Annotated in this window: 9 protein-coding genes; 3 read left to right on the top strand and 6 right to left on the bottom strand. The window is 64.4% G+C overall.

Annotated elements, in window-relative coordinates; all coding sequences use genetic code 11:
- The 4 genes from CF161_RS07915 to CF161_RS07930 form a co-directional block, all read right to left on the bottom strand.
- The coding region (locus tag CF161_RS07915; protein ID WP_020296039.1) for an enoyl-CoA hydratase/isomerase family protein at positions 1-448 on the bottom strand (448 nt) is incomplete at its 3' end.
- Positions 449-1012: 564 nt separating this feature from the next.
- On the bottom strand, positions 1013-3460 hold the full coding sequence (locus CF161_RS07920; RefSeq protein ID WP_020296040.1) for a TonB-dependent siderophore receptor: 2448 nt from the start codon (positions 3458-3460) through the stop codon (positions 1013-1015).
- A 75-nt stretch (positions 3461-3535) separates the two neighbouring features.
- On the bottom strand, positions 3536-4507 hold the full coding sequence (locus tag CF161_RS07925) for a FecR family protein (protein ID WP_020296041.1): 972 nt from the start codon (positions 4505-4507) through the stop codon (positions 3536-3538).
- 6 nt (positions 4508-4513) lie between these two features.
- Positions 4514-5035, bottom strand: a complete 522-nt coding sequence (locus CF161_RS07930; RefSeq protein ID WP_020296042.1) for a sigma-70 family RNA polymerase sigma factor — start codon at positions 5033-5035, stop codon at positions 4514-4516.
- A gap of 338 nt (positions 5036-5373) precedes the next feature.
- Between CF161_RS07930 and CF161_RS07935 the strand changes: the two genes are divergently transcribed.
- From CF161_RS07935 to CF161_RS07945, 3 genes are all read left to right on the top strand, one after another.
- Entirely contained in the window at positions 5374-6714 is a 1341-nt protein-coding gene (locus CF161_RS07935) for an ABC transporter substrate-binding protein (protein WP_020296043.1), read from the top strand.
- A gap of 237 nt (positions 6715-6951) precedes the next feature.
- Positions 6952-8115: a DUF1624 domain-containing protein gene (locus CF161_RS07940; RefSeq protein WP_043228879.1), complete on the top strand. Its 1164-nt coding sequence runs from the start codon at positions 6952-6954 to the stop codon at positions 8113-8115.
- 220 nt (positions 8116-8335) lie between these two features.
- Positions 8336-9514 carry a sugar transporter gene (locus CF161_RS07945; RefSeq protein ID WP_020296045.1) on the top strand — a complete coding sequence of 393 codons (1179 nt, stop codon included), beginning with the start codon at positions 8336-8338 and terminating at the stop codon, positions 9512-9514.
- A gap of 13 nt (positions 9515-9527) precedes the next feature.
- On the opposite strand, the gene CF161_RS07950 is transcribed toward CF161_RS07945, so the two are convergent.
- Positions 9528-10490, bottom strand: a complete 963-nt coding sequence (locus CF161_RS07950) for a fatty acid desaturase family protein (RefSeq protein WP_020296046.1) — start codon at positions 10488-10490, stop codon at positions 9528-9530.
- The gene (locus tag CF161_RS07955) at positions 10477-11109 is read right to left on the bottom strand and encodes a phosphatase PAP2 family protein (RefSeq protein ID WP_020296047.1); all 633 of its coding nucleotides are present in this window, start codon (positions 11107-11109) and stop codon (positions 10477-10479) included. Before CF161_RS07955 ends, CF161_RS07950 begins: the two co-directional genes overlap by 14 nt.
- Positions 11110-11195: the final 86 nt, after the last annotated feature.

Here is an 11195-nt window from a genome sequence, read left to right on the forward strand (position 1 = left end):
CGATCAGGCGTGGCAAGCGCTGGGTACCGCCGGCCCCCGGGAGCAGGCCGAGCAAGACCTCGGGCAAGCCGAGCCGCGAGCCGCTGACGGCCAGCCGGTAATGAGCGGCGAGCGCCACTTCCAGCCCGCCCCCCAGGGCCACGCCCTTGATCGCCGCCACCACGGGCTTGTGGCAGCTCTCGATGCGGTTGACCACTTCGGGCAGTGACGGCGGCTGGGGCGGCTTGCCGAATTCGCGGATATCGGCGCCCCCGGCGAAGTGGCGACCGGCCCCGACCAGAAGAACGCCTTTCACCTCGGGGTCGTTGTCGGCCTGCTCGATCGCGGCCAGCAGTCCACGTCGGACCTCGACCCCCAGCGCGTTGACGGGAGGGTTGTCGAGGGTCACCACCAGGATGTTTCCGTGCAGGACAGACTCCACGGCTGGGCGGGGGGTATCGGGGCTCATCGCAAAAATCTCCAAAGAGGGGGGGAGGCCTGAGGTCGTTTGCGTCGACAGCGTGGTATTCGAGACGCCTGCCCAGCGACCGAATCTGTTTCGCTGGGCGTTTGTTTTTTTCGAAATTGATCCTGTCATCAATAAATTGTGTGGTCAATACGGAATCTACTTTCGCACAGCGGAATAAGAAATTTCATTTAAGCACTGGAGACTTGTGCTGATTCATGCAGAAACTGCCCGGTGGGCGGGGAGCGTGATTGATGAATGGGGGTAGGGGGTGGCGCGGTTTGAAACCTTGCCTGGGGCGAGGGTGCAGGTGGCTGTTATCGCGATTTATCTGTTACACGGCGAATGCTGAGTTTAGGGGCGCTGCGCACCCCAGCGGGAGCAAGCTCCCTCGCCACACTGTGGTGGCTGTATTCGAGGTGTTTTACGGATCGCTAGGCCGGACATGCTCGGATCGTGTTGCGGGCAGGGGGCTTGCTGTGGCGAGGGAGCTTGCTCCCGCTCGGCCGCGCAGCGGCCGCCGCGATCTGTCTCGCAGAGCGCGGCCGCCGTTTCTGCAGGCGCTGCTTACCAGCGATAGGTGATGGAGCTGACCAGTTGCCGCTCGTCGCCATAGCGGCAGATGGCGGCTTCGCAGTAGGTGTAGCGTTTGTTGGTGACGTTGTTGGCGTTGACCGCGACTTCCCAGTTGGGGTCGATTTCGTAGCTGGCCCGGGCGTCGAACAGGGTGTAGGCCGGCATTTGCGACGGCACTGCCGAAGCCTGGGTGGTGCCTTTGTAACGGGCGCCGCCGCCGATCCTGGCCTTGGGCAGCCCCAGTTCGGCCAGGCGGTAGTCGGCCCAGAGTGCGGCCTGGTGGTAGGGCGTGTCTTCGCTGCGCTGGCCGACTTGGCCGACGACGTTGCTCTTGGTGATGCGCGCGTCGATATAAGCGTAGGAACCGATCAGGCTCAGGTTGGCGGTGGCCTCGGTCTTGGCCTCGAGCTCCAGGCCCCGGGAGCGCATTTCGCCGGTCTGCACAAAGTAGGTGTTGTCGGTGGGGTCCGGGGTCAGGACGTTTTTCTGCACCAGTTCGTACACTGCCGCGCTCAGCAGGGTGGCGCTGCCTTCGGGCTGGTAGCGGATACCGATTTCATACTGCTTGCCTTCGGTGGGCACAAAGGCCTGGTTCTGTTTGTTCACGCCCGCCACCGGGAAGAACGACTCGCTGTAGCTCAGATAAGGCGCCAGGCCGTTGTCGGCTTTGTACACGAGGCCGGCGCGCCACGTGGTGGACTCATCGCTCTGATGGGTCTTGGCCGAGGTACGAAACAGCTCGGTGCTCTGGTCGGCCCAGTCATGGCGCCCGCCCAGCAGTGCAATCCAGTGTTCGTCGAATTTGATCTGGTCCTGGAAATAGATACCTTTTTGCAGGGTGTCGACTTGGGAACCGCGGTCCTGGGCCAGGGATTTATTGACCACCACCGGCTGCCCATACTGGTAGGTACTCAGGTCCAGGGCCGGCGCATTGCCTCGGAAATTGTGCGAGTCATAGCTGGTGTCGTAACCGTCGAAACCCACCAGGAAGGTGTGGTCCCATTGGCCGAGCTGCCATTTGCTTTCGACGCTGGTGTCGCTGGCCAGGCCCCGGGAGCGCTCTTCACGGTCGCTGTATTGGCGGCTCAATATGCCGGTGCGTAGCGAATTGTCGAGGATGGTCTTGGTGGTGTTCACTTGCAGGTAACGCCAGGTCACGTCCGACTGGTAGTAGCGCAACTTGTGGCTGATGCGGGTGTGCTCGTCGAAGCGGTGTTCGAATTCATACCCCAGGGCGGACATCTCGCCGTTCATTTCGTCGTAGTCCGGCTCGCCGATAAAGTCGTGGCGGCCGATCTGGTAGCGGTTATCACCCACACCCTTGACCAACTGATAAGGCAGCGGCGCGGAGAAGCGGGTTTCGGTCTTCTGGTAGAACGACAGCAGGGTCAGCGAGGTGTCATCGTCCGGACGCCAGGTCAGGGCCGGGGCGATGTAGATCTTGTCGTTGCCGATGTGGTCGCTGCTGGTGTCGCTCTTGCGATCGAGCAGGGTCAGGCGATAGCTCAGGGTCTCGCTGTCGCCCAGGGGGCCGGTGAAGTCGGCGGACAGTTGCTTGCGGTTGTTCTGCCCGGCCTGCACGTTGACTTCATGGTAGGGCGTCTGGCTCGGGCGCTTGCTGACGGTGTTGATCAGGCCGCCGGGGGACAGCTGGCCGTAGAGCACCGAGGCCGCGCCGCGGATCACTTCGGCGCGTTCCAGGCCGTAGGGCTCCTGCACCCCGTCATAGGAGTTGTTCTGCAGGCGCAGGCCATCGCGCAAGGAGCCGCCAGTGGCCGACTCGACATCGAAGCCACGGATCCGGAAACGGTCCGAGGTGCGGTTGAAGCTGGTTGGCTGGCTGGTAAAGCCCGGCGTCATGTCCAGGCTCTGGGACAGGGTTTCCGATTGCCGGTCGCGGATCTCGTCGCTGGTCACCACCGACAGCGATTGCGGGGTTTCAATGATCGGCGTGTCGGTCTTGGTGGCGCTCATGTTGCGTTTGGCGACATAGCCCTTGAGGTGGCCGGTGGTGCTTTCTTCGCTGTTCAGCCCGGTAATGGCGGTGGGTGCCAGTTCCAGGCTGCCGGTGCTGCTGGCGGGGATCAGCACGAAGCCGTTGTCGCTGTGCCGGGCCTGGTAGCCGCTGCCCTGGAGAATCCGCGCAAAGCCCTGGTTGATTTCGAACTCGCCCTGCAGGCCCGGGCTGTTGAGGCCGGCGACGGTTTTGGCGTCGAACATCAGGGCCACTCGCGATTGCTGGGCGAACAGGTTCAGCGCCTGGCCCAGAGGGCCGGCGGGAATGTCATAGCGCTGTTGAGCCTGAGCCTGGGCCGCGAGGGGCATGCACAGCCCAAGCCCCAGCAGGGTGCAAGTCGCCAGATTGACGGCCAGGACCAGGGGAGCGAAGGGCAAGCGGGGGCGCTGGGTGTGGGGCATTGGGATGCAATCTGACGGCATGGAAGAAGTTCCTGTCATGGGGTTCTTTCTTCCTTGACGCGGCAGGTAAAAAAAGCGGAACCCTGCCTGCAGAAATTAGTGCGGGTGCGCCTCCAGGCGCTCAACCCTGATCCACCAGGGGCCGTAGGAATGGACCCGGACCGGGAATGCATCGGCAATCAATTGCAGGGCGCGGCGCGGGTCGTCCAGCGGCAACACCGCCGAGACCCGCAGGTCGGCCAGTTGCTCGCGGTCGAACTGCACATGGCCGCCATACTGCCGGGCCAGTTCATCGAGCACCTGCGGCAATGGCCGGTCCTGGACCACCCATTGATGGGCCTGCCAGGCGTCGTTGAACAACGCGCTGTCGACGGTCCCCAGCAGCCTGACCTGCTCCGGGGTGATGCGTGCCTGTTGCCCGCCCTGAACCTGGGTCTCGACGCTGCTGTGGGCGCCCTTGGCGGCCACTTTGGATTCCAGCATGGTCAGCAGGGTGCCCGGCGCTTCGCGTTTCACCGTGAAGCGCGTGCCCAGCGCCTGCATGCGTCCGTCGTCGGTGACCACGGTGAATGGTCGGGCGGGGTCGTGGGCGACCTGCACGAGGATTTCCCCGCGCAACAATTCGACTTCGCGCTGCTGGCCGTTGAAGGTGATGTCCACTGCGCTGTTGCCGCCCAGGATCAACTGCGAGCCATCCTCCAGGCGCAGGCTGTGCCATTCGCCCGGCGCCGTGCGTTGGTCGGCCAGCAGGTAGCTCGGTGGGTAGCTGCGCAGCATCAGGGCCAGGGGCAGGGCGAGCAGCACCCCGAGTACGGCCGTGGCGCCCAGGTGGCGCCGGCGATTGACCAGGGCTGCATCGAGCGCCGCCTGGACCGGTGCCTGCTGCGCGCTCAGGGCTTGCAGGTGGCCGACAAAACCTTGCAGGCGCGCCAAGCTGGCGGCATGGCGCGGGTCCTGGGCTTTCCAGTGCTCGAACGCCTGTTGCTCGTGGGCGTCGAGTTCGCCTTCACCGAGGCGGATCACCCAGTTGGCCGCTTGCTCTTCAATCGTCGGTTTCGGCTCGCCCATCAGCGGTTACACATCCAATGCATGGTGGCAATGCACCAGGGCATTCATCAGATGCTTGCGCACCATGCGCTCGGAAATCTGCAGGCGGCTGGCAATCTCGGCCTGGCGCAGGCCTTCGAGAAAGTGCATCAGGAACACTTGGCGCGCCTTCAGGCCAAGGCCATCGAGGACGAAAGCAATCTGCTCCAGGGCTTCGAGGGTGACCAGGATCTGCTCCGGCGACTGTTGGCAGCCTTCGAGCAGGTCAATGGTCAGCGCCAGTTCCCGCAGGTAGGCGTCTTCGATTTTGCGCCGGCGGGCACGGTCGATAATCAGGTGCCGCGCGGTGGTGGTGAGGAACGCCCGCGGCTCGCGCATGCCACCCAGGGCTTCGCGCGAAGAAAGGATACGGACAAAGGTGTCATGGGACAGGTCGGCGGCATTCTGCGGGCAGCCGAGCTTTTTTCGCAGCCAGCCCAATAGCCAACCGTGGTGCTCGGTGTAGAGCACATTGACGGCGTGTTGCACGGGCAGTTCGGCGGTCGACATGGAGGCGCATCTGCGGATAAGAACTATTCGCAATGTTAGCGGGGCCGCCGTCCCGAACGCAAGCGCCAGAAGTGCCGGTGCTGGCGATTTGCCTCAAGGCGTGTCGACGGCATACCCGATGGAGTGAGTGGCCCGGTCTCCGGGCACTGTCCGTCAAGCAACAGTCGATCAATAGACTGTCATCCCGCGTACAGCGCCGGTCTCGATGCGTCGGCGTCAAGCCTCTGATTTTGCGTGTTTTTATTGTTGGCATGGATTGTGGTTCAGGTCAGGCGCAACCGATGACTCGACCCGGCCACGGGAGGGCGACCCCTCACCCTTGATAAGAAGCCACCCCCATGCGCAAAACCTTGCATCGCACCCTGGCCGCCAGCCTGCTGGCCCTCGGTCTCTTTACCGGCTTGTCGCCGGCGGGCGCCCAGGCCGCCGATAACCAGCAGTTCATTCCCCTGGCCACTTACCGGGTCGGCGCCTATGCCTCCAGCGGGATTCCGTGGTGGGCCGGGGAGATCGATTATTTCCGCTACATCAACGAGGTCGAGGGTGGGGTCAACGGGGTCAAGCTGGTCTGGCAGGAATGCGAGACCGAGTGGAACACCGACCGGGTGATCGAATGTTATGAGCGCTACAAGAAAGGCCTGGACGGTGCGCCGACGGCGTTTTTCTTCACCCACAGCACACCGGCCTCCTATGCCTTGATGGACCGCGCGGCCGTCGACCATATCCCGCTGATCGACGGGGCCGGCGGGCGCACCGAGTCCACCGACGGCAGTGTGTTCCCCTATGCCTTCCCGCTGCTGCTGAACTATTACGGCCAGGCGTCGGTGGGCATCAATTACATCGCCCAGCGCGAGGGCGGGTTCGACAAGCTCAAGGGCAAGAAGATCGTCACCGTTTACCACGACTCGGCCTACGGCCGCGAAACCCAGGCGCCGATGCAACTGCTGGCGCAGAAGTACGGTTTCGAGAACATCCAGATTCCGGTGGCGGATCCGGGCAGCGAGCAATCGACCCAATGGCGCCAGGTGCGGCAGATCAACCCGGACTGGGTGTTTTTGCGCACCTGGGGCGTGTCGACTCCGGTGGGAATCAAGACCGCAGTGCGTTTTGGCATCCCGGTGGACCACATCATCGGTGACGTCTGGGCCGGGTCCGAGGCCGATGTGATTCCCGCCGGCACCGCCGCCAAGGGCTACCAGGCGCTGGCGCCGTTCCCGGGGGGCGATGGTTTCGAGATCCATCAGCGGCTCAAGCAACACCTCCTCGATGCCGGCAAGAGCAACCTCAAGGACCCGAGCTACTTCGGCAAGGTCTACTACAACATCGGCCTGATCAACGCCGCGATTGCGGTGGAAGCGCTGCGCACCGGCCAGGCCAAGTTCGGCCAGCGTCCACTGAACGGCGAGGAAACCCGCTGGGCGTTCGAGCACCTGGACATCGATGCCGCACGCCTCAAGGCGATGGGCTTCGAAGGGCTGCTGGCACCGTTGAAACTGTCCTGCGCCGACCACGAAGGCGGCGGCTCCGCCCGGGTGCAACAGTGGGACGGGCAGAAGTGGGTGCTGGTCAGTGACTGGCTGCAAGCGGACCGCGCCACCCTGCGTCCACTGATCGAAGCCAAGTCTGCGGCCTATGCCAAGGAGAAGGGCGTTACGCCGCGCGACTGCTCGGCGGAGTAAACCGGTATTCGGCTGCGGATAGGGGGTCAACCCTGGGTTGGCGGGGTTGGCCCGGGCAGGCAGTCGGGCGCTGTGCACGGCCGCGCCAACCCATCGCAACGGGAGCAGGCGCCCTCATTTCAGGGATTTTCCACGAGGTTATTTTCGCGAATAAGCACAATGTTATAAGATAACTGCACATCCGGTTCTGCGCTGTGTCCCAGGCAGAACCCTCACCCCCTGTGTTGCGAAAACTCCATGCCTGAAACTGTTGTTCGTCCCTCCGTTGCCGGTCGCCTGCTTTCCATCGATGCGCTACGGGGGCTGGTGATTGTGTTCATGTTGCTGGACCACGTGCGTGAAACGTTTTTCCTGCATCGCCAGGTCACGGACCCCATGGATGTGGCCAGCACCGAGCCGGCCTTGTTCTTCAGCCGGACCCTGGCCCATTTGTGCGCCCCGGTGTTTGTGCTGCTGACCGGCTTGTCGGCCTATCTGTTTGGCGAGAAGTACGCCGGCAAGGCGGACGTTTGCGCCTTCCTGTTCAAGCGCGGGCTGTTCCTGGTGCTGCTGGAAATGACCCTGGTGAACGTCGCCTGGACCTTCGAGTTGCCGCCGACGGTGATCTACCTGCAGGTGATCTGGGCCATCGGCCTGAGCATGCTTGCGTTGTCGGCCATGGTCTGGCTGCCACGGCCGCTGCTGGTGCTGCTGAGCCTGGCGATCATCGCCGGGCACAACCTGCTGGACGGCCTGCACTTTGCGCCGGAGTCGGCGTTGCACGTGCCGTGGGCGGTGTTGCATGACCGCGGCTGGATCGAGTTTTCCGAAACCCTGCGCCTGCGCACCTCGTACCCGGTGCTGCCATGGATCGGCGTGATCGGCTTGGGTTACGCCCTCGGCCCCTGGTTCGGCAGGGCGGCAGATGCTGCGCTGCGCCAGCGCAGCCTGCTGGTGGCGGGGCTGGGCGGGCTGGTGGGGTTTGGGCTGTTGCGTCTGCTCAATGGCTATGGCGAAAAGCCGTGGGCAGTGGGGGAGACCTGGGTGCAAACCCTGATGAGTTTTTTCAACATCACCAAGTACCCGCCGTCGCTGCTGTTTATCAGCCTGACCCTGAGCCTCGGCCTGTTGCTGCTGCTGTGGTTCGAGCGCCGCCAGGGCAGTCGCTGGCTCCTGCCGTTGACGGTGTTCGGCTCGGCGCCGATGTTTTTCTACCTGCTGCACCTGTATGTGTTGAAGGTCCTGTACCTGCTGGCCGTGGCTTGCTTGGGCCTGAATCAGGGCCGCTACTTCGGCTTCGATTCGGTGTGGGCGGTTTGGCTGGTGGCGGGGGTGCTGGCCCTGGCCTTGTACCCGCCGGTGCGCTGGTTTTCGGCGCTCAAGGCGCGGCGTCGGGACATTGCCTGGCTCAAGTATTTTTAAGCCTCGGGCGGACCCCCGTCCGGATCCACCGCAGGTCAATGCCAGTACCGGGCCGCAGGCGGCTGGCTTGAAAATCCGTTCGATGAGTGCAAACAGGCGCCGCACAAGCCTATAGAATGCATGCCCTGCGGGTGCCGTTCGCCAGGATGCGCCGCTTTGCCCGCAGCTTTGGGCCCAGTCTGGGCCTGTTTGATCATCGATAGAGTATTACGACCTTTACATGAGCAATTCTGCGGCTACACCTCAGGCTACTTGGCAGCCGGTCATCGCTCTGGCGCTGGCGGCCTTTGTGTTCAATACCACCGAGTTCGTGCCGGTGGGGCTGTTGAGTTCGATCGGCAGCAGCTTCGATCTGTCCACCGCGCGGGTCGGGCTGATGCTGACGATTTACGCCTGGGTGGTGTCCCTGACGTCGCTGCCGGTGATGCTGCTGACGCGCAACGTCGAGCGCCGCAAGCTGTTGCTGGTGCTGTTCGGGATGTTTATCGCCAGCCATATTGTGTCCAGCCTCGCCACCAGCTTCGGCATGTTGCTGCTCAGCCGGATCGGCGTGGCGCTGTCCCATGCCCTGTTCTGGTCGATTACCGCGTCCCTGGCCGTACGCCTGGCGCCGGAGGGCAAGCAGGTGCAGGCCTTGGGGTTGCTGGCCACCGGCACGTCCCTGGCCATGGTGCTGGGCATTCCCCTGGGCCGGCTGCTGGGCGAGGCCATGGGCTGGCGCACCACCTTTCTGGTGATCGCCGGGTTCGCCGCGCTGCTGGTGTTCTGGCTGACCCGGGCCTTGCCGCTGTTGCCGAGCCAGAACTCGGGCTCCCTGCGCAGCCTGCCGCTGCTGTTCAAGCGCCCGGCGCTGGTGGCCGTGTATGTGCTGACGGCGCTGGTGGTGACCGCGCAGTTCACCGCCTACAGCTACATCGAACCTTTCGTGCAGGAAGTGGCCGGCCTCAGCGGTGAGATGGTGACCCTGATCCTGCTGCTGTTTGGCGGTGCCGGGATCCTGGGGTCGCTGTGCTTCAGCTGGTTTCACCGCTACGGCCCGCAGCGCTTCCTGATGACCGCCGTGACCTTGCTCACCCTGTGCCTGCTGCTGTTGTGGCCGGCCAGCGCCGGGGTCGAGTACCTGGGGATTCTCAGTGTGGTCTGGGGCATGGCGATCATGGGCTTTGGCCTGGCCCTGCAATCCAAGGTGCTGGTGCTGGCGCCGGACGCCACCGATGTGGCGATGGCGATGTTTTCCGGCATCTACAACATCGGCATTGGCGGCGGTGCGCTGCTGGGCAGTTGGGTTGGCGGTCAGCTCGGCTTCGCCTACATAGGGCTCGGCGGCGGATCGCTGGCGGCCCTGGCCCTGCTGTTTTACGGTCTGGTCATGCACCGCCTCGCGCGCTCGGCGGGCTGATTGGCCCGGGGCGTCAGGCCGGCGATTTTGCTGCCGGGTAGCTGACGTCCCGCAGGACCCCGATGTAGCCGTTATAGAGATTGCGGCTCGGCACCAACTGTTGCGCTACCAGTTGCCGATGCACCCGCTGCAGGTGGTAGAAGGGCAGCCGCACGTAGAGGTGGTGCTCGATGTGGTAGTGGATGGCGTGGGGGCCGAAGACAAAGGTCTGCCAGTTCGGTCGCACGATGCTGCGCGCGTTCTGGCTCTGATCGTCGCAGGCGGGCAGGCCGGCATGTTCCATGATCGCCCGCACTCGGCCCATCAGCGGCAGCAGGGTGATCGCCGGCAGCAGCCACAACCCCAGGTAGAGCCAGGGGTGTCCGGCCCAGGCCAGCAGGCCGAACAACAGCCCATTGCTGACCAGCATGGAACCGACTTCCGAGAGCACTTGCCGTGGCGACTTGTCGACCTTGGGCATGATCGCGCGGTAGTCGCCCCGGGCGAACCTGAAGGCGCTGATGACGTAACCCACCCCGCATAAATCCGCCAGCAGCCGCGTCGCCAGCCTGCCCCGTGGCAGCGGGTAGTCCCCCAGGCCAAACACCGCGACCACCGGGTCGTCATGCTGCATGGGATGCAGGTGGTGCTTGAGGTGCCCGGCGCGGTAGGTCTGCATCGAAATAAACAGCGGGCCGGCGGCGCACCATTGGCCGAGCAGGTCGTTCAGTTGCTGCCGCGGCAACAGCACGCCATGGGCGCTCTCGTGCATGATCACCGCCAGCGCCAACTGGCTGCGGGCGATAAGCAGTGCCGCCAGCAGGTAGGTCACGGGGTGCGGCCAGAAGATGGCGCCGGCGAACGCCGCAGCGATCAGGCCCCAGTCGGCCAGCAGCGCCAGCAGGCTGATCCAGGGCTTGAGCGCAAACAGCTCGGCGGCTGGGGCAAAGGCATTCAGCGCCTGGTTGTTGCCGGCACGGGAGTTAGACGGGGACACGGGCGTTGCTTCCTTGTCGTTGGGTGGCCAGGGCGCAGGCCAGGGCCAGCAGCATACCGCCGGCGACATCGACCAGCGTGTGTTGCTTGAGGGTCAGGGTCGACAGGCCGATCAGCAGCCCGACGCCTGCGGTGAGCCAGCGCCGGGGGTGATCCCAGAGCGCCCGGCAGGCGAGGCCGGTGACTGCCACGTGCAGGCTGGGGCAGCCATTGGACGCCAGGTCCAGCTGCCACATCCGGCTCAGGCGCTGTTGCAGAAAAGCATTGTCCAGTGTGCCGATATCGGGCCGGGGCACGACCTCGGGGAACAGCCAGAAGCACAGCAGGGCGACTGCGAACGCGAGCCCGGTGGCGCTGCGCAAGCGCCTGAAGCCGTCGGCGCTGGTGTAGGCCGCCGCCAGCACCACAAACGGGAAAAACAGCACATACAGCCACCACGAATGAGGGATGAACGGGATCAGCTCATCCAGCGGCGTGACCCAGTTGTAGCGCGGGGTAATGCTGTGCTCCAGGGCAATGAAAACCCCCAGGCCCAGCAGCAGGCCAAGCAACCCCAGCAGCGCCTGGCGCCAGTCCGGGACCGGGTGCGACAAGGGGCGCTGGGGGGAGGGCGGGTGCATTGCAGAGGACTCAGAGGCTGAGCAGGCGGCTGACCCAGGCGTCGATCCGCGCCTGGGCGCGCGCCGGGCCTGCCGCCCTGGCGGGG

Source organism: Pseudomonas sp. CF161 (genome assembly GCF_000416215.1).
Taxonomy (GTDB): Bacteria; Pseudomonadota; Gammaproteobacteria; order Pseudomonadales; family Pseudomonadaceae; genus Aquipseudomonas.

Bases quoted from the DNA above. Each gene is read 5' to 3' on its own strand.
- CF161_RS07920 (WP_020296040.1), bottom strand. From the start codon at position 3,460: ATGCCGTCAGATTGCATCCCAATGCCCCACACCCAGCGCCCCCGCTTG.
- CF161_RS07940 (WP_043228879.1), top strand. From the start codon at position 6,952: ATGCCTGAAACTGTTGTTCGTCCCTCCGTTGCCGGTCGCCTGCTTTCC.
- CF161_RS07955 (WP_020296047.1), bottom strand. From the start codon at position 11,109: ATGCACCCGCCCTCCCCCCAGCGCCCCTTGTCGCACCCGGTCCCGGAC.
- CF161_RS07935 (WP_020296043.1), top strand. From the start codon at position 5,374: ATGCGCAAAACCTTGCATCGCACCCTGGCCGCCAGCCTGCTGGCCCTC.
- CF161_RS07930 (WP_020296042.1), bottom strand. From the start codon at position 5,035: ATGTCGACCGCCGAACTGCCCGTGCAACACGCCGTCAATGTGCTCTAC.
- CF161_RS07945 (WP_020296045.1), top strand. From the start codon at position 8,336: ATGAGCAATTCTGCGGCTACACCTCAGGCTACTTGGCAGCCGGTCATC.
- CF161_RS07925 (WP_020296041.1), bottom strand. From the start codon at position 4,507: ATGGGCGAGCCGAAACCGACGATTGAAGAGCAAGCGGCCAACTGGGTG.